The organism is Vibrio lamellibrachiae, assembly GCF_050337265.1.
Classification (GTDB): Bacteria; Pseudomonadota; Gammaproteobacteria; order Enterobacterales; family Vibrionaceae; genus Vibrio; species Vibrio kyushuensis.
This window is the reverse complement of the sequence record NZ_JAKJSU010000019.1, coordinates 1-20801: the sequence shown is the minus strand read 5'-3', so window position 1 is coordinate 20801 and position 20801 is coordinate 1. Positions and strand designations below refer to the sequence as shown.

Annotated in this window: 26 protein-coding genes and 2 pseudogenes; 9 read left to right on the top strand and 19 right to left on the bottom strand. The window is 41.4% G+C overall.

The features are described from left to right. Positions 1-175 precede the first annotated feature (175 nt). The 3 genes from L4C54_RS22985 to L4C54_RS22975 all read right to left on the bottom strand — a co-directional run bounded on the left by L4C54_RS22985 (position 176) and on the right by L4C54_RS22975 (position 3100). Positions 176-1090 (bottom strand): AraC family transcriptional regulator, encoded by a 915-nt coding sequence (locus tag L4C54_RS22985; RefSeq protein ID WP_428809934.1) that lies wholly within the window; start codon positions 1088-1090, stop codon positions 176-178. 463 nt (positions 1091-1553) lie between these two features. Next, positions 1554-2777: an HlyD family secretion protein gene (locus L4C54_RS22980; protein WP_428809933.1), complete on the bottom strand. Its 1224-nt coding sequence runs from the start codon at positions 2775-2777 to the stop codon at positions 1554-1556. Beyond that, on the bottom strand, positions 2777-3100 hold the full coding sequence (locus tag L4C54_RS22975) for an MFS transporter (protein ID WP_428809932.1): 324 nt from the start codon (positions 3098-3100) through the stop codon (positions 2777-2779). The genes L4C54_RS22980 and L4C54_RS22975 overlap by 1 nt, the downstream gene beginning before the upstream one ends. Before the next feature lie 120 nt (positions 3101-3220). On the opposite strand from L4C54_RS22975, the gene L4C54_RS22970 reads away from it, so the two are divergent. From L4C54_RS22970 to L4C54_RS22950, 5 genes are all read left to right on the top strand, one after another. After that, the gene (locus L4C54_RS22970) at positions 3221-4222 is read left to right on the top strand and encodes an AraC family transcriptional regulator (protein ID WP_428809931.1); all 1002 of its coding nucleotides are present in this window, start codon (positions 3221-3223) and stop codon (positions 4220-4222) included. A gap of 113 nt (positions 4223-4335) precedes the next feature. Continuing rightward, a complete protein-coding gene (gene modA / locus L4C54_RS22965) occupies positions 4336-5133 on the top strand; it encodes a molybdate ABC transporter substrate-binding protein (RefSeq protein WP_428809930.1) in 798 nt (265 codons plus the stop codon). Positions 5134-5135: 2 nt separating this feature from the next. Continuing rightward, positions 5136-5828, top strand: a complete 693-nt coding sequence (gene modB, locus L4C54_RS22960; protein WP_428809929.1) for a molybdate ABC transporter permease subunit — start codon at positions 5136-5138, stop codon at positions 5826-5828. After that, the gene (gene modC, locus L4C54_RS22955; protein ID WP_428809928.1) at positions 5822-6928 is read left to right on the top strand and encodes a molybdenum ABC transporter ATP-binding protein ModC; all 1107 of its coding nucleotides are present in this window, start codon (positions 5822-5824) and stop codon (positions 6926-6928) included. The genes modB and modC overlap by 7 nt, the downstream gene beginning before the upstream one ends. A gap of 221 nt (positions 6929-7149) precedes the next feature. Continuing rightward, complete coding sequence (locus L4C54_RS22950) at positions 7150-8385, top strand: esterase/lipase family protein (protein WP_428809927.1); 1236 nt, start codon at positions 7150-7152, stop codon at positions 8383-8385. Positions 8386-8451: 66 nt separating this feature from the next. Here L4C54_RS22950 and yjeH read toward each other — a convergent pair whose 3' ends face one another. Further along, a complete protein-coding gene (yjeH, locus tag L4C54_RS22945) occupies positions 8452-9711 on the bottom strand; it encodes an L-methionine/branched-chain amino acid transporter (protein ID WP_428809926.1) in 1260 nt (419 codons plus the stop codon). Between the two features lie 194 nt (positions 9712-9905). Beyond that, positions 9906-10565: a pyridoxamine 5'-phosphate oxidase family protein gene (locus L4C54_RS22940; protein WP_428809925.1), complete on the bottom strand. Its 660-nt coding sequence runs from the start codon at positions 10563-10565 to the stop codon at positions 9906-9908. A 135-nt stretch (positions 10566-10700) separates the two neighbouring features. On the opposite strand from L4C54_RS22940, the gene pdxR reads away from it, so the two are divergent. The 3 genes from pdxR (at position 10701) to L4C54_RS22925 (ending at position 13377) form a co-directional block, all read left to right on the top strand. Continuing rightward, positions 10701-12128 carry a MocR-like pyridoxine biosynthesis transcription factor PdxR gene (gene pdxR / locus L4C54_RS22935; protein WP_428809924.1) on the top strand — a complete coding sequence of 476 codons (1428 nt, stop codon included), beginning with the start codon at positions 10701-10703 and terminating at the stop codon, positions 12126-12128. A 159-nt stretch (positions 12129-12287) separates the two neighbouring features. Beyond that, entirely contained in the window at positions 12288-12755 is a 468-nt protein-coding gene (locus tag L4C54_RS22930) for an Lrp/AsnC family transcriptional regulator (protein WP_428809923.1), read from the top strand. 7 nt (positions 12756-12762) lie between these two features. Then, the gene (locus L4C54_RS22925) at positions 12763-13377 is read left to right on the top strand and encodes a LysE family translocator (protein ID WP_428809922.1); all 615 of its coding nucleotides are present in this window, start codon (positions 12763-12765) and stop codon (positions 13375-13377) included. A 129-nt stretch (positions 13378-13506) separates the two neighbouring features. On the opposite strand, the gene L4C54_RS22920 is transcribed toward L4C54_RS22925, so the two are convergent. The 6 genes and pseudogenes from L4C54_RS22920 to L4C54_RS22895 all read right to left on the bottom strand — a co-directional run bounded on the left by L4C54_RS22920 (position 13507) and on the right by L4C54_RS22895 (position 16289). Next, the gene (locus L4C54_RS22920) at positions 13507-13926 is read right to left on the bottom strand and encodes a GFA family protein (RefSeq protein ID WP_428809921.1); all 420 of its coding nucleotides are present in this window, start codon (positions 13924-13926) and stop codon (positions 13507-13509) included. A 40-nt stretch (positions 13927-13966) separates the two neighbouring features. Further along, on the bottom strand, positions 13967-14506 hold the full coding sequence (locus L4C54_RS22915; RefSeq protein WP_428809920.1) for a DUF924 family protein: 540 nt from the start codon (positions 14504-14506) through the stop codon (positions 13967-13969). Positions 14507-14528: 22 nt separating this feature from the next. Then, positions 14529-15017: a GNAT family N-acetyltransferase gene (locus L4C54_RS22910; protein WP_428809919.1), complete on the bottom strand. Its 489-nt coding sequence runs from the start codon at positions 15015-15017 to the stop codon at positions 14529-14531. Between the two features lie 128 nt (positions 15018-15145). Then, positions 15146-15538, bottom strand: coding sequence for an NUDIX hydrolase (locus L4C54_RS22905; protein ID WP_428809918.1), 393 nt, complete (start codon positions 15536-15538; stop codon positions 15146-15148). 23 nt (positions 15539-15561) lie between these two features. After that, positions 15562-15804: pseudogene (locus tag L4C54_RS22900) on the bottom strand (GNAT family N-acetyltransferase); the annotation flags it as partial. A gap of 38 nt (positions 15805-15842) precedes the next feature. Beyond that, a complete protein-coding gene (locus L4C54_RS22895) occupies positions 15843-16289 on the bottom strand; it encodes a GNAT family N-acetyltransferase (RefSeq protein WP_428809966.1) in 447 nt (148 codons plus the stop codon). A 272-nt stretch (positions 16290-16561) separates the two neighbouring features. Here L4C54_RS22895 and L4C54_RS22890 point away from each other — a divergent pair, with 272 nt between their 5' ends. Continuing rightward, positions 16562-16903 carry a thiamine-binding protein gene (locus L4C54_RS22890; protein ID WP_428809965.1) on the top strand — a complete coding sequence of 114 codons (342 nt, stop codon included), beginning with the start codon at positions 16562-16564 and terminating at the stop codon, positions 16901-16903. Between the two features lie 118 nt (positions 16904-17021). On the opposite strand, the gene L4C54_RS22885 is transcribed toward L4C54_RS22890, so the two are convergent. From L4C54_RS22885 to L4C54_RS22850, 8 genes and pseudogenes are all read right to left on the bottom strand, one after another. Continuing rightward, positions 17022-17399: a hypothetical protein gene (locus L4C54_RS22885; RefSeq protein WP_428809917.1), complete on the bottom strand. Its 378-nt coding sequence runs from the start codon at positions 17397-17399 to the stop codon at positions 17022-17024. A gap of 58 nt (positions 17400-17457) precedes the next feature. Then, on the bottom strand, positions 17458-18054 hold the full coding sequence (locus L4C54_RS22880; RefSeq protein WP_428809916.1) for a class I SAM-dependent methyltransferase: 597 nt from the start codon (positions 18052-18054) through the stop codon (positions 17458-17460). Between the two features lie 148 nt (positions 18055-18202). Next, on the bottom strand, positions 18203-18598 hold the full coding sequence (locus L4C54_RS22875; protein WP_428809915.1) for a GFA family protein: 396 nt from the start codon (positions 18596-18598) through the stop codon (positions 18203-18205). Positions 18599-18676: 78 nt separating this feature from the next. Beyond that, positions 18677-19045, bottom strand: coding sequence for a VOC family protein (locus L4C54_RS22870; protein WP_428803439.1), 369 nt, complete (start codon positions 19043-19045; stop codon positions 18677-18679). Positions 19046-19097: 52 nt separating this feature from the next. Continuing rightward, positions 19098-19724: a LysE family translocator gene (locus L4C54_RS22865; RefSeq protein WP_428809914.1), complete on the bottom strand. Its 627-nt coding sequence runs from the start codon at positions 19722-19724 to the stop codon at positions 19098-19100. A gap of 137 nt (positions 19725-19861) precedes the next feature. After that, a complete protein-coding gene (locus tag L4C54_RS22860) occupies positions 19862-20209 on the bottom strand; it encodes a hypothetical protein (RefSeq protein ID WP_428809913.1) in 348 nt (115 codons plus the stop codon). Positions 20210-20326: 117 nt separating this feature from the next. Then, entirely contained in the window at positions 20327-20623 is a 297-nt protein-coding gene (locus L4C54_RS22855; protein WP_428809912.1) for a hypothetical protein, read from the bottom strand. Then, positions 20620-20801, bottom strand: a pseudogene (locus L4C54_RS22850) (IS3 family transposase); the annotation flags it as partial. The gene L4C54_RS22855 and the pseudogene L4C54_RS22850, both read right to left, overlap by 4 nt.

The following is a 20801-nucleotide window of genomic DNA, read 5'->3' as shown; positions in this document are numbered from 1 at the left end:
TTGTGTTTCTATAATAATATAGAAAAGCGTTCGGTTTATTTTGCGGAGTGTTTAGGTTTGATTGAAAGGTTGTTGGGTTTTTGTGAATTTAGCGTGCAGGTTATGCGTTAGAGTTCATTTGTCGCTCTACTCTTTGCAGCTAGAACGACAAATCATATTTGAGCAGTAGAGTTAACTAGCGCACTGCGGTACAAAAACTGACATCAGCGACACCAGTTTTAAGGTCATAGCTGTGGTAGAACTCGAAACAAGGTCTATCATCACTATCGATCCCTTGTTCAACAATCTGGGACATTAGCAGGTCCCAAGTAGAGGCGTATTGTGACTTGTCAGTTATGGTTTTTCTAATCACCCCATACTTACCCCCAGAGAATGGTTTCGCTTCTATTCCATTAGTCGGGACAGTATCTTCATCAACAAAAAGACATATATCAGTACGGCATTTCTCATCTGGTGTTATTTCAGGGTTATCGTGATAGATAAAAATACTACCGTTTTGTGCAAAGCCATTAGGCCCAGCCCAACCATATAATTTTCCAATGGCAGGATCATAGTTCTCTCCATAAGGACCATTGACTCGTACGTATGCGAGATTTGCCGCATCAAAGTGTTGAATTTCCATCGTTTCAGTTGTCATGTTGTTGCTCCTTTTTGTTAGTTCAGGGGCAGTATAAGAATCCTCGCTGGAAGAGGCGTGTCCTATCTTGCGCAACGAGTGTCCAATCTTGCTGCTTTTCAACAGTGACGAAAACGTATCGATGCTTTCACATTGACGAATTTGTGTTGGAGTAAGATTAAAATACTGTTTAAACGCCTTAGCAAGGCTTTGGGAGCTCGAAAATCCGTACTCTAATGCAACATTCGTAATAGCGGGCTTTCTATAGAATAGGTCGTTGGCAGCGTTCTCAAGACGCAGTCGCCTTAAGTAGTCGTTTAACGTCTCGCTTGTCACCGCCTTGAAAATACGATGAAAATGATACGGAGATAAACAGGCTAACTTAGCCACTTCTTCAAGGTTTAGGGCAGAGTTGTAATGTTTTTCTAGATGTCGAATAACAGGTGTTAAACGCTGATGATAGTCCGTTGCCATCAAGGTTACCTAAATACGTAAACAAGTGACGTCATTCTACTAAGACAGGGAAAAAATGCAGTGTCGGGAAGTGAAATTATGATCGATGACGGAATTGAGGCAAAAAAATAGCCAACTGCAAGTATGCAATTGGCCGATATAAATATTTGTGAACAAATAGGTTCACTAACAACGTCAGTTGGCTAGGTGACCCTCGGCTTAAGAAGGGTCAATATTAGTATTGCAGTATATGTGCCAAGTTTTAGAGTGCATAATTGACTGCAATTGCGTCTATTTTCGTTGTTATATTCACCATCGATTGCAGAGTGCGATTGCGTTTTGCGATCGTGTTGCAATTTGCAGTTTAAATATAAACTTGAGTGCATTTAATTCATATTGTTCATTAATACTATTGTTCATTAAAACGGTTGTTGAAATAAGACCCTAGTACTAATGCAAGCAGTCGGGCCTCGTTGGGTGGCTATTAAACAGAATAGAAGAAATACAATTGAGACTTCATGCGAATAATGATGCCGCGAATAACATCTAAGAATGACATAAACGCAACGGGCTTCTCACCGCTAATCCATGCAAGTCCAACCGCGCCAACAGGTAAATCGTAGTTATCGTCTTCAAGTACTTTTAGTCGAACAAAGTGGTGCTTGTTCATTACGTTTTTCCCTGTCGTACTACGTACAGAAGGGTCTATACCGAGAAGATTACTTTGTGCTTCCCCCGTAGCTTCAACAATGCCTTCAACTTCTGCTGCAAATATTTTCCCAGGGTAAACCGATGAAGAGAACTCGGCGACCTGGCCAGGTTTCACATTACGAATAGCCTGATGATTGACTCTCATAAGCACATATTTTTCATCAGTGTACATCTGTAAGCGCGGTACACGTGAAATTAGCTGACCCTCTCGCAAAATGAAGTTAGTGACAAAACCATCAGCAGGGGCGTAGATCTTGGTACTGTTTAAATCCCATTGTGCTTTTGCTATTTTTTGCTCTGCGCTATCAAACTCTGATTGACGACTTGCCAGTGAAAGCTTTGATTTAGTGATGTCTAACTTTTCACGTTCGCTATCGACACGTGCTTTATCTAACTCAGCTTGCAGTGTTTTTAATTGCTGCTTTGCTATCGCGACAATGCTGGTTTGCTTATCGATATCGCTTGCAGTGATGGTGTTCTTTACGGCCGAATTTTGTTCTTGATAGCGCTTCAACATTTTGTTTTGTAGGGCATAATCAATTCTTGCAGTATCAAGGTCACTTTGCGATTTTTCTAAGCCATGCAATGTTGACTTATAATCGCTTTCTGCCAATAGAATATCCTCTCTTGCCGTAGTAACCGCTATTTGAGCGGTTGCTCCGTTTGCCTTAGCTTGATCGAGTGCTATTTGATACGGTTCATCTTCAATCTCATAGATCAGCTGACCTTTTTCAACACTCTGGTTAGGCTCGATATAAATATTTTTCACTTTACCATTTATGTTAGTTGAGTCAGGACGAAGTTGAATATGTGGAGATTGAACAATTGATCCACCAGAAAGATCCATAGGAGTGTAGTTAATTAGACCTACCCAAACAAACAGCAACCAAGATGTCCCACCTAGGTAGGAGAATGTTTTTGTGCCCTTATTCCAAGGCATACCAACTAGCCTCAAAATATAGATAAATAGAGCCCATACTGCTAAACCTTCTAACATTATGATTCCTCGTTTGATTGATTAAGTGGTGGGGCGCTTCGCCAAGTGTCACGTACAGAGATGATCGCTTTTTCTGCATCAACAAACGCAACGATAACGGCAACAACCCAAACCCAATGCCAAAGAAAACCAATCCATGTTAAGGCGGTGATTAACCCTATCTGCTGATGCTTTTTACTGTGAGCTTCACTTATTGGTAGCTCATGGAACTTCCAAAATCCAAACAACACAGCACCGATGGTGGCGATTAAAACTAGACCTGATACAACGTGAATAACAGTATCCGCTGTCGTACCAACAAAGGGAACGCTCACTAGACTCATGCAAAATATCCTCAACGAAATGAATTGTTACATTATGCCAAGTGGTTGCTAGAGGCCTATAAAGACGATAGATTAACTCGTTTATTGAAATATTTTGATGTGTTCTGTCGGGAGTGGGGCGTGAATTTTATTCGAGCAGCCGGTTTTATCGCTATTTATCGCAGTGTTGTACAGGCATATGGCTTGCAACAAGAACAGCTAAAAATCCCAGCAACGGTGTTTGAGCACCCCATGACCCTGATTCCTATCTCGGAGTTTAATTTTATTCTCAAGAGGATTGAGCAACTGACTCAAGATCCTGATTACATTATTAATCGATCACGAAATGTCGATTTAACTGCGTTAGGGAGCCTCGCTCATTGGATGTTTTCCGGTTACGATTTGGCTTCAATGATCCGCCGGATCAATAGTGGGATTACTTGCCTGCAATCTGGTGCTTTTGTGATTGGCTCTCAAAGTGGGAAGATTATTAAATGGGTATATCAAAGCTCAAGCATTGATTCTGAAGTGAAAGTTCACGACAGCATACGAGTTGCGATCTTTATGATGAAAGCGATGAGAATCTATTTGGGAGAAGATTTTTCGCCATTGAGAGTGATGCTGTCAGGTACACGAGATAATAAACCTCTATATCGTGATTATTTTGGCTGTGATATTGGCTGGAATCATAATCAGACAGAAGTGTGGTTTGATTCTGATTTGCGTTTTTTACCTGCCCAACGTGAGTCAAACTATAAAAAACCAATGTCGATAGACTTCAAAGATTTGGATGACTTTTTAAGCATGCCACAGTTCGACGATGAGATGAAAGTGGTGTACGAAATGATCATCTATAGCTGTCACTATGGTCTGCCTAGTTTAGAAAGAGTGTCTAGTCTAATTGGGTTATCCAACCAGCAGTTTCAACGAAAGCTGAACAAAAGAGGGTATAACTTTTCGTCGCTGTGTGGATTTGTATTGAGTAACGAGGCGACCAATCTACTTGCCAAAGGTATTCCTATTCAACAGACATACCAACGCCTAGGGTATACGAATATCGAAAGTTTTAATCGTATGTTCAAAAAGCACCGTGGTTTAACGCCAACACAATATGTGAAACGTTTTGATGATAACTTTTATTAGCTTGTCACAGTGTCTAGTATAAGCTTTCACAGATTAAGAGGTTATCACTTTAAAAGGTTAGCTCGTTGTGTTGTCATACAGTGGTCGAATTAATAAGATGTATAGATAGGTAGATGTTGATTAAATGGAATAAATTTGGGGCTGTATGGCGTTTAATATCAGTGTTTATGCTGACTTTTATCACGGCTATACCTGCATCATTTGCAAAAGAAAAAGTAACCATATTTGCGGCTTCTTCTCTAACTAATGCATTGTCAGAGATTGCTGACGAATATCAACAGCAACATCAAGTGACCATTCGTTTATCTTTTGCATCTTCTTCTGCTTTAGCTCGGCAGATAACGTATGGAGCGCCTGCCGATATCTACTTCCCAGCAAATCAAAAATGGTTAGATTATGTCATTGAGCAGCAAGCTGTCGATGCAGATAGCCGTGTTACATTGCTTAACAACTCTTTGGTGCTCATTGTTCCTGTTAATCAAGGTGTTGGTGAAAAAATTGAGGGCGCTGCAAAATCATGGGATTTGGTTAACCTTTTAAACGGTGGACGCCTTGCTGTCGGAGACCCTGATCACGTACCTGTTGGGCAATACGCAAAGCAAGCATTAGAACACTATGAGCAATGGGAAAGCGTTAAATCTCATTTAGCACGTGCGAATAATGTTCGTGGGGCGTTAGTGCTAGTAGAACGAGGTGAATCGCCATTAGGTATTGTGTATCAAACCGATGCCATGATCTCTACAAAAGTAAAATCAATTGCTACGTTCTCGTCTGTTAGCCATCAGAATATTGAATACCCAATGGTGATAGTAAGCGAAAAACCGACACCAGAAAGCCAAAAGTTTTATCAATATTTGCAAAGTGACGAAGCGAAAGCGGTATTTCTTGCACATGGCTTTGGAGTGAATTGATTGTGCTGACAGAATATGAACTCTCTGCATTAGTATTAAGTATCAAGGTTTCCACTGTTGCGGTGGTTGTAAGCTTGCCATTGGCCATTTTAGCGGCATGGATTTTAGCTCGTATTGAGTTTAGAGGTAAGGCACTACTAGATAGTGTTATACACCTACCTTTAGTGTTACCCCCTGTTGTTATTGGTTATCTACTACTAGTAGCGATGGGTCGACAAGGGTTTATTGGACAGTGGCTTTATCAAACCTTTGGTGTCAGCTTCTCGTTTAGTTGGCAAGGGGCTGCATTAGCATCAGCTGTTGTCTCTTTTCCTTTAATGGTTCGAGCTATTCGTCAATCGATTGAGTCGGTTGATACTCGCTTAGAGCAAGCTGCACGCACATTGGGTAGCAGCCCTTGGCGGGTATTTGTTACCATCACTTTACCGTTGACGGCGCCGGGTATTATCTCTGGGATGATCATCGGTTTTGCGCGAAGCCTTGGGGAATTTGGTGCGACTATTACCTTTGTTTCGAATATTCCAGACGAGACGCGAACGATTCCATTGGCGATGTACTCATTTATCGAAACGCCGGGTGCTGAATTTCAGGCAATGCGTCTGTGCATTATCTCAATTGTTATTGCCCTTGCTTCTCTAATTGCTTCTCAGTGGCTGACTAAGAAAGCGCAGCAAAAGGGGGTAACAGCATGCTAAAAGTGGATATTAAAAAGCAGCTTGGGGATATTGAACTTGATGTTCAAGCGGAGATCCCACTGCAAGGTGTTTGCGCTATTTTTGGCCGCTCTGGTGCTGGAAAGACTTCGCTGGTTAATGTACTTGGTGGCTTATCTCATCCAGATTATGGTGATATTCATTTAGGGGAAAGAGTTCTTTTCTCAAAAAGACCAACAAGCTCGAAAAAGATTAATTTACCGCCTGAAAAACGAAAGATTGGTTACGTATTCCAAGAAGCTCGCCTGTTTCCACATTACACCGTAAAAGGAAACCTTAATTATGGCGCAGTGAAGTCAGATAACGAGAGCTTTCAAAAGATCATTCACTTACTTGGTATTGAAGATCTACTCGATCGCTATCCCAACTCATTGTCTGGTGGTGAGAAGCAGCGAGTAGCGATTGGACGAGCACTACTAACGTCACCCACAATGCTATTGATGGATGAACCGTTAGCATCACTCGATTTGCCTCGTAAAAGAGAGTTGATCCCTTATCTTCAAAAGCTCGCTAAGCAGCTTAGCATTCCTATTGTTTATGTCAGTCATAGTCTAAGTGAAATCCTACAGCTTGCTGATCATATGTTGGTTTTAAATGCTGGTAAGGTTGTAGCGCAAGGCCCGCTTGCCCAAGTTTGGAATAGTGATGAGATGAGACCGTGGATTGCAGCTCAAGAGCTGAGTTCTCTACTCCATGCCAAAGTGGTTGAGCGTCATACCCAATACCCAATGACACGGTTAGAGCTTCAAGACGGTAATCATTTATGGGTGAATGGCGTATTAGATGAATCACTACACAACACTTCTCTTAAGGTACGAGTAGAGGCTAATCACGTCTCGATATGTACGTCAAGACCTGAAAATTCAAGTATTCGAAATATTCTAAAGGGGTTTATTAAAGAGTTACATCCAAATGACAACGGCGAGCAAGTGCAAATAAAAGTTGCGCTTGGTGAGGATGAACTTTGGGCCAACGTGACGACTTGGGCGTGTGATGAGCTCAAGCTATCTTGCGGCTCTCATGTATACGCTCAGATAAAAGGTGTCTCGATGGGGCCAACCGATATCGCACAGTCCCACTAATTTTTATGAATCAGTTACTTGAAAACGTTAATTGATGCGCGTATTTGTGGTTTTGGAGATTCAATTCTTGGCATTACAAAGAAAGTTTCCTCGCAAATGGCTATAGTGAGTAATGCTTGAACACTTATTGTTGGTTTGACGTGCTTACGATGTTCAGTTGTTCAGTTGTTTAGTGGGAAAGATAGGTCAGATCCGACATTGATTAGGGAAAGGATATTCCATTGAAAGCGATATTAATACTATTGGTACTATTGATAAGTGGCTGTGGCCCGTTGGCGACACTTGAGCGTGATATTAATATAGTGAATAAGCAATATCAGGACATAACATTTCAACTTCCTTCCACTGATCGCTATGTTATTGTTCAACTCTCTTCGGAAAGTATTGAGGACATCGTCAGTGTTGATATTCATGAAGGCAGTAATAAAATCTCGATTCCAACCCTTGTCGAGCAAACTGCCGTTATTTATCTTTTCCCAGATGAGAGTCGCGACCTCATTTATCAGCCGCAAGAAAAACTCTATCGTATTGATGCTAAAGACTTAGTCGGAGATAACCCGACCATTATTATCAATGAGTCAATGCTCAGCTTTGAAAGTGTAAAAGGGTTAGAGACCGTACCACTGTTAGATTATATCGAACTTGAACTTAACCGAGCTAATATTGGTCGTATTGTACCACTTGATCATGAGATGTTTGGCGATGAAGCAAAATATTTGGGTATGTGGAATCCGCTTGAGTTTGTTGAAAGACGCTACTCTGGGCTAATTTTCATGCAGCCGTATGATCCTAATAAGATCCCAGTGTTATTTGTTCATGGGATGGGGGCAAGTGGTAGTGACTTTGAAGCCATCATTAATCAAATGGATAAAGAGCGTTATCAAGCTTGGGTTGTCAATTATCCCACCGCACTCTCTTTAACCTTAGTTGCGCATTCACTCTCGGCGATGGTTTCTATTGCTCGTGAGGACTACAATGCGGATACGCCAATACACATTGTTGCACATAGCATGGGGGGCGTATTAACTCAGCATTTTCTCAATATCTGTAGTGCGCAAGAGCGTTGCGATAAGATCCATTCTTTCACCTCCATATCTTCTCCTTTTGCTGGCGTTAATTCCGCGCAGCTTGGCGTGGAGATGTCTCCTGTGGTGATGCCTTCATGGAAAGATATCGCTCCAAATAGCACCACAATCAAAAACCTATTTAACCAAGACCTTGCTGCCAATAAGCCGCCTCACTATTTGATGTTCGCTTATGATAATGGTCGAGTTTCTGGTAACCCTAGCGGCGATGGAACAATTGCGCTCTCAAGCCAATTAACTCCTTTTGCCCAGCAACAGGCTGAACAAATGTCTGGCTACAATGAAAGTCATACGAGTGTCTTAACAAACCCCCAACTAGTGAGTGATCTTGCCAAGTTTTGGCAACAGACAGAAGCCGGACGAATTAAATAGATTTCATCAACAATACTAGCTTTCACCTCGGCTTCATCTAAGTGTATTTGGGGGATGTATTTGTTGTTAAGTCGTTTGGCGTTTATTCCGTTTTATCCATCGACCCCATGGAAGGCTCAACAAAGTAAAAATAGATACAGCGTAGAGCATGGACCATCCAAGGCAGATGAAGACTAACGTACAGAGAACCAGTGATACTAAAGCTAATCCTTTTTTAATACCGTTTAACAGCCTAAACGCGGCGAGCATTGCAAGTAGATAAACCAGTACAAAGATGCCATTGGCTAACTTTAAGAAGAACTCTAAGTTGAGCCCTGAAACTTCGCCTCCCACGCAAGAAAGCAACAGTATTATGCCAACGACGAGTGTGGCATTAGCGGGTACGCCTCTGGATGAAACTTTCGCAATTGCACCTTCCGGTTGATATTCTCTTGCTTGAGCCCAGACCATGCGCGATAAACTCTGAGTATATAAATTGACGCTAGCAAAGCAGGCTGAAAACCCAAGTATGCTGATTAATAATGCAAACTTTGACCCAAATAGAAGATCACTAAGAAAAGGGATTGAAGCATATTCAAACTCAGCACTACCATACGCTGAAAACTTTAAGATAACGACGGAGCATGCCCAGTAAGTAGCGCCTGCAATAAAACAACCTATAAGTATTGCAATGGGGAAGTCACGTTGAGGATTTTTGAACTCCTCTCCCATATGAGCAAAGGCTTCGATGCCGACAAAGCACCAAAACATAACCCCAAGCGCTGCGGTGATCGGCCATAAAGAATCGATGGTTAACGGCGGCATTGCCATATCGGCGGTTGAAATATCACCCTGCCATAAAAACGCGCCAATAAGAGCAAAGATACTAAGAGCAATCACGGTTTGAAGTCGTCCCGATGACTTGCTGCCCATCAAGCTAACACTCACAAGCATAAATACAGTGAGTATCTGGGTAATTAGTGGGGTGTTGATAGGCGAGGGCATGATCTGTTGTAAAAAGCCAGCAGCAAGCGCAACGGCTGCGGGTACACCAACAGGAATAACGCTAACAAATAGCCATGCCACACTGCGTTCCAGTCGGCGACCAAAAGCTTTGCGAACAAAAAATGCGGTTCCGCCAGCACTAGGATACTGTTTTCCAAGTTCAGCAAACGTTAAGGCGATAGGGCAAATTGCGATAAAAAGTAGAAGCCATGCCCATAGAGACATTTCAGCGGCAATACCAGCGGCAATCGCAGGGATCATAAACAGCCCCGTTCCCATAAGTGTGGTCGAGAGTTGACCTATGCCTGATATTAACGTTATTTCCTGCTTTAATTGACTCATCAATTCGCTCCTTGAATGATTCAGATGATCAGCTTACTCGTTCTCAATTAGAAACACAGCTATCAATTTGTCGTAGTTATGCGTCAAAGTGACGGTTTACTCGGTTAGTTCACGTCACTTTGTATTTACTTGGATAAACTAACTGCTGTCTCTGATAAATGGTGAATCAAATATGCAGTGACTAGTACTCTTAACTATTCTTCATGCCAACGGTGACCATAAGCCTGTGAGTAATCGGGTGTGGGTATCGATGAATGTAAGTCTTCACTAGCTTCTAGCGGTCCTATAACCGTTCGATAAGGTAAAACTCCCGCCCATGCCTCAACATCCAGATCGGCCAAGTCGTCATTTACTCCCGAGTTGCTGATTTTTACTGACGCTTCGGTCAATGGAATGACTAAAAGGTCTGTGGCCGTTAGTTCCTTTTGGTTACTCAACCGTATATCAGAACATCGACTTGGCGCGATTTGCTCGACAAAGTGATTAAGTAGACGGTCTTTCTCTGCGTTGTCTTCAATCGCTTCAAACTGACCAAGAACGACAGCTGAACGATAATGCGCGCTATGATGAAAAGCAGACCGAGCAAGTACCCATCCATCAAACAACGTAAATGTCAGACAAGTCTGTTTCGCCTGTTTTAACTGTTTGATCAGGCGGCTATTTTTAGCACCGTGTATATAGACATTGTTGTCCACGCGCCATGCAAGCATAGGAATAACAATTGGCCCTGTACTATCTTCAATAGCAATGTGAGCAATGAGGCTTTCATCGATGATCTGATAAAGGTTTTTAACCTCAAAATCGGCTTTTCTCGCACTTTTTTTAATTTGGGTTCTTTGGCTTGTCGATAACATATCCCACTCCTTTGGCTCAATACTGCCTTAAACGGCAGCGTTTACTTGATAACTGAGAACTCAGTGATGGTTGCAATATAAAAGCAAACTGGTAGGTTAAATAGGGCCACTTTATAAATAAGAGTAGATCCAGTTATGCAGCCAATTGATATTGGTGACTTGCCATTTGACCGAGCTACCTCCTCACTGCAAAAGCAGTTGTTTTCGGCTATCCGAGAGAAGATCTCGGCTAACCTGTGGCCCAAGGGCGGGAAGCTTCCGTCGACTCGAAAACTCGCTAATGAATTGGCCATAAGCAGGAACACCGCAATAGCAGTGTACGAACAGTTGGTCTCTGAAGGGTATCTTGAGTCTAGAGTTGGATCGGGCTTTTATGTGGCGATTGAACTCCCTGATTATATTTTTGAAAAAAACGCACCAATATCAAATTTGAATATTTCCAGCAGTGACAGGGCAGAGGTGCACGATCTGAATGGCAGCTTTGCTCCGGGCGTTCCTGATTTAACCCACTTCCCTATGAGCAAATGGAGTCGGCTATTACAACGACACGCTTCTCGCGTTAACTTATTGGGAAGCCAAGATCTTCAAGGTGATCCCTATTTACGCCAGGCCCTGTGTGACTATCTATCGAGCAGTCGCTCAGTCAGTTGTAGTGCCGATCAAATCATCATAACCTCAGGTGCACAGCAAGCGTTATCAATCGCATTAATGTCGACACTGGAGCCGAACGATAAAATATTAATGGAAACGCCAGGCTACGCCCAAATGCGTAAAGTCATCAGCTTGTTAAGGCTTGATCTCGAACCTGTCGATGTTGCACCTAAAGTGGGCTTAAATTTGGACCAAGTAAAAACAAGCCGTGCCAAATCTTTGTATGTGACACCCAGTAATCAATACCCTATGGGAACAACGATAAATCTAGAGCAGAGAATTGAGCTAGTGCGATGGGCTAAAGAGAACAACCGTTGGATTATTGAAGACGATTACGATAGTGAGTTTCAGTTCGCGCACCGGCCTAATCCAAGCCTGCAAGGATTATCGGCAAAGGTAGGTGCAGACGCACGTGTTCTCTACATCGGTTCGTTAAGTAAAGTGATGTTTAATGGTTTAAGGCTAGGTTACTTGGTGGTACCGAAAGGATTGGTTGCTCGCTGTTTAGAAGTCAAAGACGCATTAAGCGGTGATACTCCATCTCATGTACAAGCGGCGCTGGCTGATTTTATCGTAGAGGGCGATTTTTTACGCCATATTAGAAAAATGAGAAGACTCTACAAACAGAAATATGAACTAATGATAGATGTGATTGAACGTCATTTTTCAGACAAAGTAGAGGTGATCAGTCAAGCAGCAGGGCTTCATGTGACCTTAAAGTGGGAAGCTGGGATTAGCGAGTTAGAGCTGTGCGAGAAGGCGATAGAAAAGGGTATTACTATTAGACCGCTTGCTATGTATGAGCACGAAACAGCAAACGACAGGCAATGGCAAAGTGCTGTTCTAGGTTTTGGAAATATTGATATAGAAGACATTGACCATCGAATTGCAACGCTTGCACAGCTGCTTTAAACATGGTTAATTGAGGAAGAGAACCGTTTGAATTCATTAAAAAATGGAGTAACAGGCTCGCTTTCGCGCAAAGGAAGAGCTGTTGATGGAAAATGCGGTGTTGATACAAAGGACTGTGCAGGTAAAAGAAAAGGGAAGTCATGAGTAGTGGAGCGAAATGTGGACAAGTTTGATCAGATTATTATTGATATCTTACGTCAAGATGCTCGTCGGTCGGTCAGTGATATTGCCAGAGAAGCTAACTTATCTCGCTCGGCTGTTACGGCTAGAATCAAAAAATTGGAAACAGACCAAGTTATCTTGGGCTATCATGCGCACCTTGCCGAAGAGAATACACAAGAGATCATTAAGGCATACCTTGCGCTCAGGTTTGATATGTCTAGCACCACACAACATTGTGAAAGCTATGCTAAGAAAATTTACACCATTGATGGTGTTAAGTGGTGCCACGCTATCAGTGGTGAAACCGATATGATGTTGTTTGTTGAAGTGACTAGCATGGCACGTTTAAACGAAATTCGTGATGAGCTGCAATCTTACCCAGAACTACGCCACTTAATTACACATACAGTTCTTACTGAATTTTTTAATACTTCATCTCTGCATAACGCAACTCAAAAGAAATAGGTTACTCATGACATTCACCATATGGTTATCACTTCTTACTATCTGCTTATTGGGCGCAATGTCACCGGGTCCGAGTCTTGCCATGGTTGCTAAGCACAGTTTGGCTGGTGGTCGAGCTAATGGTTTGGCTGCTGCCTGGGCACACGCCTTTGGTATCGGCATATATGCTTTTATCACGCTTATTGGTCTTGCTGTGGTACTGCAGCAATCGCCTCTATTATTTAAAACCATTAGTTATGCTGGTGCTGCTTATCTTGCCTACTTAGGGGTAAATGCGCTGCAGTCTAAAGGTGGTGTAGCCGCTAAGTTGGAATCAGGTGAAACGACGAGTCTTTGGCAATCAGCGAAGGAAGGGTTTCTAATCTCACTGCTTAGCCCTAAAATCGCACTGTTTTTTATCGCACTATTCAGTCAGTTTGTGGCGGTAGGTAGTGATACTTTTAGCAAGGGCTTGATAGTCATGACTCCACTGGTTGTGGATGGCCTTTGGTATACGCTCATCACCTTTATGCTATCAAGCCCAATGCTGCTTGATAAAATTCGCTCAAAAGCGGTGCTGATTGATCGTTTGTCAGGTGTCGTATTAATTCTGTTAGCGCTTAGAGTTGTATTTACCGTCTAACCAGCTGAGTTCCAACTTACTTTTGAACATCGTGTGAAAATGAATGCCCAAAGCGATCTGAGATCAGCAAGTTATTTGGGCATCTATTTAGTGGAAAATTTCTGCAACGGTATTAAGGCTATCTACTCGTCAGCCCATTGAAGCAAAGTAAGCTTCAATTTCCATTTTTGTTAATTCTTTAGTTTCATTTGAAAAGCAGTAATGGCTTGGTCTTTGATCACTGAAATATTGCATACTCATCTCTAAGCCATCTATATCAGTAAATAGTCCTAGTGGCATGTTATAGCTGCCTACTTTGTTCAAGCGGTAAAAAAGGTGAGTGCCACAATTGCCACAGAAACCACGTGTCGCCCAAGGTGACGAGGCGAACTCCTTCAAGTGTTCTGTGCCTTCAAAAGTAACATCGGTTCCGCACTGAACAGCAAATAGAGGGCCTCCGCCCCAAGCGCGACACGTATCACAATGGCACACGGTAAACTTAGGGTTAACCTTAGCGGCCTTTACTTTAATGCTGCCACACAGACAATTTGCTGTTTTTCTCTCTGGCATTGTATTTATCCTTAAATTCGCTTATCTGACTCGACTACCTTTAAAATGAAGAGTTTGGTTGAGTTAGAAACTCAATCTCTTCTTTACTAGAGGTGCGGCCTAGGATGTTATTTCGATGCGGATATCGCCCAAACTTTGCGATTATATCTCGGTGCTTGATCTCGAATTCAAGATTAGCTTCAATACCGTTACTCTCGTAGAGTTCAACTGCAACATCGTGAATCTTTAATGATTCACTGTGCATATAAGGCATGTAAAGAAAGCTTCTCTCTGTGGCGTTTAGATCGCTATCTTGCCCAAGTTTTACCGCTTCTTGCGCAAGTGCCAATGCTAAAGGATCAGATGCAAATGACTCAGGTGTATCTCGATACATATTTCTAGAGAATTGGTCTAAAACAATAATTTCAGCTAACCGGCCTTTGGCTGACTCTCGCCATTCAAAAAGCTCACACCCTATCGCACTAGAGTGTAGTTCAGAAAATCTACGTCTAATAAGCTCATCGACTTTATTATCTTTGATCCACCATTTCGATGGACCTAGTTCGTCAAACCAAAACGTTAAAACGTCACCGTATTTCATACTATCCATCCTTAGATATTAATTAAGCGTCTTGCTCTCTCGCTAGGTTCTTAGACATGTTAAACCCTGTAATTGTAAAGCCAACTTTCTCATACAGTTTAACTGCACGTTTATTGTGGTAAGCCACTCTAAGTTTGATTTGGTGAATCCCCACTGACATTAATTGCTTTTCAAGCTCTTCCATCGCTTGTTTGCCGTAGCCAGAACTTCGGTACTCGTCAGCGATATAAAAATCATAAATAAAGGTCGATTGTTCATCGTTATTGATTGCGTGCCATAGGTATCCAACCAACGTTGTTATGCCTTTAATTTCAGTATCGATACATAATAAAGTGTGTTGGTCGCTTTCTAGCCCATTAGGGAAGCAGCGTTGTAAGTCCTTTTTCGCCTTTTCAATGGCGACAGGGATAGAGTGGCCATAGTTCTGGGAAATTTCATTGCTGTAGTCATCCACGAAATATTGGCAATATGCAGGGAACTCTTTCTGCTGCATCTTTCTCAGCTTTATCACATTCATTCTCATTATAGTCGTTACTACTATGAGCACGATAACGTTAATGGTATGTAAAATTCAATTGATATTAGTTTAAGTTAAGTCATTAGCTGAATTGAATGCAGTCTGGAGCGATTAGTGTTTTGTTAAGAGGTGGTGAACACGGCTAATTGCTTTTGGATAAAAGAAATATCAGCCTTGAAGAAGTCTTGAAGTGGAATGTCCTCTACTGGGAACCAATAGAAAACTTGTTGCCGCTCAGGGTCAATGGCAATCGGATTCGTATTTTCTGGAATGGAGAGTAGGGCATAGTGAATCTCTCCACCAAAGTCATTTTCAGCAACGTGTGACCCCAAAAAATCACAGGCTTTGAGTCCTGTTTCTTCCCATAATTCGCGTATAGCGGCTTGTTTACCGGACTCTCCCTGATCGATGGCTCCACCGGGAAATTCATAGACCATACCTTTAGTCCGTCTAAATCGTTGTTGGATTAAGACTTTTCCATTTCTAATAACAATGGCCATTGCTAAGTTTTTCATCGAATGCCTTTTGTGCCTATGTATTATTCGTAAAGTGGGCTGATGCTTCGAGCAATCTCATCTGCTGAATATAAGTTAGAGATGGTCGTCTCAACTTCAGCTCCTAGCGTATTTTTATACAATTTTTGAGCGTAATTATCGGCTCTTGTGGTGACCAACACATGCTTTAATATGGAATTTTTACGAGCAAGCTGAACTTTAACGTGCGGTAGTGATTCGATAATTAGTTTTTTGCCAATCCCTTTACCTTGAGAGTTTGGCATAACAACCTAAATGGGAAATTGTTTCTTAAGCATCGAATTATTTATGTGCGAACTAAAGACATTGGCACGAACCTAATACCATTGAACTCTGCTTCCTCACCTGTGGCTGTAAAGCCATTTCGACTGTAAAATCCGACTGCATTAACCGACGAACGTAGGCTAATTTCTTTGGCGTCTGTCTTGCTCAGTAAGTGATTTAATAAATCCCCTCCTAATCCTGAACCTTGCGACGAGCTTGAAACAAATAAGTGGGTTAGATAATTTCCATCACGTAAAGCAGCAAAACCTAATAATTCCTCACCGGAAACAGCCTTAATAGAGAGAAACTTGTTATTATCCAATGTACTAGCTAAGTCAGGTAGAACTCGTTCTTTGTACTCTTGTTTTCCTTGGGTATTAAGAAATGGAAGTACATCCTTTTCTGATACCTCAGAAACAAGCATTGTAACTGCATCTAAATCGGTGGTTATGACTTTTTGAATTTCCATACCTTCTCCAAGCATATCAGACTCCAAGTTGAGCACACTCCGCGTTGGGAGTCCTTATTAGCGCTTTGTTATGTCACTTGACTTACAATAGCATCAACTTCTACTTCGATTAACCACTTTGGATTAATAAAGCGATTAGACCAAAAATGCCAAGTGCCATCTGCTGTATTGAATGGTTAGTTAGCCATTATTCTCAAGGGTAAAACTTGGCAGTAAAAAACAGTGTTACTATTCGCTATCCGATACCAACAGAAACCGATGAGAGATTATTGATGTCAGCTCAAAAACCACTACTTAATGAAGTCATGCTCGCATTCCAAGTTATCCCTAGAGTAAAAGAAGGCAATAACTTTGAAGTAGTAGACAAAGCTATTGAGGCGGTAAAAGCCTCTGGTGTACCTTTTCAAGTGAGCGCGATGGAAACAACAATGAAAGGCGAATTAAACCGACTACTCGAAGTGGTAAAAGATGCACAGCAAGCTTGTTATGACGCAGGGGCTGTTGAGGTTATTACCAACATCAAGATCCATAGTAAAACTGAAGCGGCTACAGACACTTTTTGTACTTATGACAGAGGTGTTACCAAAGCCAATCATATGTTTGTAAACAACTAATATTTATGCCGCCTCTGTATTTTCAGCATGGCGGCCAATGCCCTTGTTAGCAGGATAAGAATTATGGATCAAAATGATTCGCTGTTTTAGTAAAAAAAACAGTTAGCTGGGTATACCTTTAACCGGCTTTGCCACAAAATTGATACAAGAAAGAACTGAAAACCCAAGAGATGAAAAGAGAGAGTGGCAGCATAGTTAAAAAGTACTCTATATTAAGCTGGGTAATAATGTGACTTGTTCCAATTAACAAACCTAATATGGCAAGGTTCTTAAACGGTAATCTTTGATATTTTAAAGAATGTTTAGCTAATACAGAAGATATAGCAAATCCACTCCCACCTAAAAGCCCCCATATTAAAACATGTGTTGAGAACACCGGAAAAAGACCAAAGTACCCTAAGTGGCCCGTATAATTGCTGAAGGCGTTAATCCCAACCCAATAGATAAGCAAAGGCGGGGTAGAAGAGATTACAAAAATTAAGAAAAACTGTTTCAACCTACTCTCCATTGCCTGTTTGTATGCCTAACGTTGGAAGTTGCTCATGAATGTATTGTTACGAACGTTTCACTGCAACCACTGAATATGTGTGCCAATGTTTCATTCGACCTAACGAGGTCTTGGCTTCTTCGTCACGCTCAACAAACCTAATGATGTCGAAACTTGTGAATAAAGCCCTTACTTTTGATTCTGACAACGGTGCTGTCGGACTACGATAATTCTCAGCCCAACTGTCTTTGAAACCCATGAAGTCACCTGCAAACACCCCTCCAACCTGAATAGAAGAGTTGATATTATTCCAAATAACATCAAATTGGTTTGGGTTAGCAAAGAATAAGCTTGAGTTGGCAATTACGACACCAGATTTGGGGTAGTTGAAAGACACGAAAGAAGACTCTGATATTTCTACTAATGATTTAGATCCAAATCTGTCTCTACAAATTGCTACAGAGTCCGGGTTAATATCAAAACCATGAACTTGAAAACCTTGCTGTTCTAAATATTGACTGTCGCTACCAGTCCCACAACCACAATCTATAGCGACATTGAGATTTGATTCATTAAGACGGACAGCAAGCTCTGTGCGCCTTGAGTGTGGGCGAGATAATGCTTTATCGTAAAACTGACGCCAAATTTCTGTGTTTTCATCCATAATTTTGTGATTTTCCGTAAAATACATCACACCTTGTCAATTGGTAAAAATAGACAACTAAACATTAAGTTACCACCTAATAAACCGAACTAAACCACTACCTAAATGCCAAGCGCTTTGGAATCCAGTTGAACAATTTGTTAGAAAACTATCGGTCTGCTGGATGGTTAATCCCATCATTAGTAACAACGTTACCTAAATCAAAAGGGTTTACGTCTTGCAAGCACCCAACATTAAAACCGTATTCAGTTGGGTCTGAACGTCGTTGGTGGTGGGTATAGATACCGCAATTAGAACAAAAATAGTGCTTAGCTTCGAGGGTGTTGAATTGATAGAGCTTAATGGACTCTTGGCCTTTGATTACGCGAATCCCATCTAATTTAATCGACGCAACAATCGCACCTTTTCTACGACATATTGAGCAATCACAACGTCTTGGTTTTTCAATGCCATTGGGCAGATGTAGCTCTAGTTCGACTGAACCACAATGACATTTCGCGATATGATGAGTTTTAATTATAGTGTTACCAATTTCCTTGAGCATATATATCCCCTAGTTTTATAACGCCAAATTAAGCAGCGTGAGTTAGCTGGAAACTATTGTTATTTATCTTGTGGCTTACTACATTGAAACCGCTTCTATCTTATTACCATCAAGATCTCGGACAAAGGCGGCATAATAGCATTCACCATACTCTGGGCGTAAGCCGGGCTTCCCTTCGCACTTTGCGCCAAACTCAATAGCGGTTGCGTAGAAGTTATCAACTGCCTCTTGATTAGGGGCATTAAAGGCTACGTGAGTTCCATTGCCATTCGACGCATAACCTTCAGATGGTAGACCAACCCAAAATTCAAAGTTAGAGCCATAGGCTGCCGCGACACCTTCAATTAGGTGAGTTCGATTAATAGATAGCGTTTTAAACACAGCATCGTAAAAATTCATTGCTGATACGATATCTTTAACTCCAACCGATACGTGATTCAAAATCATTAAAACTCCTTTTATTCATCAACACTCGAGGGGATTATAATGCATATTAGTTTTACTGTGCCTGCTTAGCTGACAATGCCCATACCCCAGCAGTAGAAAGTAACGAGCCACCGAAAATATTAAATATACGTTGAGTTTTTGGTGACGATAATACCTGCTGAGCTTTACCTGCGAATACAGCATACAGCGTTGCATTTAGGGCAGCTAAAGCTACAAATGTAATTGCAAGAATCCATAATTGGGATGTAACTTCTGCATTTGTATTTATAAATTGAGGTAAAAAAGCAACAAAGAAAACAATGCCTTTGGGGTTCAAAGCCGTAACTAAATAAGTGTTGATAAATAGCTTCCAACTTGAAGCCTTGTTTTCATTTTTACTGATATCCGCAGGTTTAACACCAGCCATTAGTAAATTTATTCCTAAGAATATTAAATAAAGACCACCAATCCATTTTACTACTTGGAACCAAAAAGCCGATTCAGCTAATAAAACGCCTAAGCCAAGTAAAGATAGAGCAAGCGCTGTAGAGTCTCCAAGTGCAACGGCTAAAATTAGCGGGATCTTAGCTTTATAACCATGGGACATCGAATAGCTAATTACTGTCAGAATTGTCGGTCCTGGTATAAGCAATAATACAACTGATGCAGCGACAAATGTGAACCATAGTTCGATACTCATAAATACTCCGATGTAAAAATAATGCCGTGTTAATTAGTGAAAAAACGATGTCCATTGACCTAAATGTTACTATCCTAGGCACTGAGATTGAAAAAGACCAAAACGCCGAGCGTCTTGGCGTCCTGTTGAACAATTTGTTATGCGCGTTTATCACGATTAAGCTCAGCTATAGTAGTACGTAACTTGTTTGATTTAAGCTCTGTAAGCAAAACAGTGACTAAAGACAATATTGACGCTGAGATAAGCGCGATGTTTATCCAGTTGTTACCTGTACTCTCATCGATACCCCATAAACCGCTAAATAATAATAAACAGGCTACTATCGATAGAGCCGAATCATTCGTTTTAACTTTGTATTCGTCAGCTGCTATGTCTTTGATAACCGAAATTGGATTTGAAAGCCCATCAAGCTTAACTGCAAATTTCTCATTTCTGACTTTGGTCTTGAAGCCAATGCTTTGTAATGAGTTCGCCAAATCTTCCATGATAAATAATCTCCATTTCCGCTTGTGTATAACGCTAAGCTAACCTGCACAGCACCTTGGCATATACTTTTTCAGAGCAAAAAATACCAAGCGTGAAGTCTCTGGTTTAGCGTCTTGTTAACTGGTTTTTCTTGCCACTAACAATCCGTGATTACTAGAACCTAATAAAGAAGGCTCATCGCAAGTCCTTAAATGGTAGTTTAGCCAAGTGTTATATTGCTCTGAAGTGAAGTTATTTACACCTGATGATATATAGCGACCGAATCCATCTGTAGAGACATGACGTAGTTTGGTGAAACTACTTTTATTGATTAGCTCTTCAATCTCTGGTGGTGTAGCAAAGTAACCAACGTTAAAGAAGCCATCAGCCAATTTACTTGGCACTAGGCCTGTTTCAAATAATGTAGTGGTCAACTAATATTGGCCACGATCTTAGAGTTTAACCAGAACAACCGTTCTGACTCATTAGGTGTCAGCCCGCCATTATATTGATGGGGTCTGAGCTGACAGTAATATTGAATTATGTATCGAGTAATTTCTTGCTGTGCTTCAATAAAGCTACGATAACCTACCGTCGGGATCCACTCGGTCT

Bases quoted from the DNA above. Each gene is read 5' to 3' on its own strand.
- L4C54_RS22985 (WP_428809934.1), bottom strand. From the start codon at position 1,090: ATGGCAACGGACTATCATCAGCGTTTAACACCTGTTATTCGACATCTA.
- L4C54_RS22980 (WP_428809933.1), bottom strand. From the start codon at position 2,777: ATGTTAGAAGGTTTAGCAGTATGGGCTCTATTTATCTATATTTTGAGG.
- L4C54_RS22975 (WP_428809932.1), bottom strand. From the start codon at position 3,100: ATGAGTCTAGTGAGCGTTCCCTTTGTTGGTACGACAGCGGATACTGTT.
- modA (WP_428809930.1), top strand. From the start codon at position 4,336: ATGTTGATTAAATGGAATAAATTTGGGGCTGTATGGCGTTTAATATCA.
- modC (WP_428809928.1), top strand. From the start codon at position 5,822: ATGCTAAAAGTGGATATTAAAAAGCAGCTTGGGGATATTGAACTTGAT.
- yjeH (WP_428809926.1), bottom strand. From the start codon at position 9,711: ATGAGTCAATTAAAGCAGGAAATAACGTTAATATCAGGCATAGGTCAA.
- L4C54_RS22940 (WP_428809925.1), bottom strand. From the start codon at position 10,565: ATGTTATCGACAAGCCAAAGAACCCAAATTAAAAAAAGTGCGAGAAAA.
- pdxR (WP_428809924.1), top strand. From the start codon at position 10,701: ATGCAGCCAATTGATATTGGTGACTTGCCATTTGACCGAGCTACCTCC.
- L4C54_RS22925 (WP_428809922.1), top strand. From the start codon at position 12,763: ATGACATTCACCATATGGTTATCACTTCTTACTATCTGCTTATTGGGC.
- L4C54_RS22920 (WP_428809921.1), bottom strand. From the start codon at position 13,926: ATGCCAGAGAGAAAAACAGCAAATTGTCTGTGTGGCAGCATTAAAGTA.
- L4C54_RS22915 (WP_428809920.1), bottom strand. From the start codon at position 14,506: ATGAAATACGGTGACGTTTTAACGTTTTGGTTTGACGAACTAGGTCCA.
- L4C54_RS22905 (WP_428809918.1), bottom strand. From the start codon at position 15,538: ATGAAAAACTTAGCAATGGCCATTGTTATTAGAAATGGAAAAGTCTTA.
- L4C54_RS22895 (WP_428809966.1), bottom strand. From the start codon at position 16,289: ATGGAAATTCAAAAAGTCATAACCACCGATTTAGATGCAGTTACAATG.
- L4C54_RS22890 (WP_428809965.1), top strand. From the start codon at position 16,562: ATGTCAGCTCAAAAACCACTACTTAATGAAGTCATGCTCGCATTCCAA.
- L4C54_RS22880 (WP_428809916.1), bottom strand. From the start codon at position 18,054: ATGGATGAAAACACAGAAATTTGGCGTCAGTTTTACGATAAAGCATTA.
- L4C54_RS22875 (WP_428809915.1), bottom strand. From the start codon at position 18,598: ATGCTCAAGGAAATTGGTAACACTATAATTAAAACTCATCATATCGCG.
- L4C54_RS22870 (WP_428803439.1), bottom strand. From the start codon at position 19,045: ATGATTTTGAATCACGTATCGGTTGGAGTTAAAGATATCGTATCAGCA.
- L4C54_RS22865 (WP_428809914.1), bottom strand. From the start codon at position 19,724: ATGAGTATCGAACTATGGTTCACATTTGTCGCTGCATCAGTTGTATTA.
- L4C54_RS22860 (WP_428809913.1), bottom strand. From the start codon at position 20,209: ATGGAAGATTTGGCGAACTCATTACAAAGCATTGGCTTCAAGACCAAA.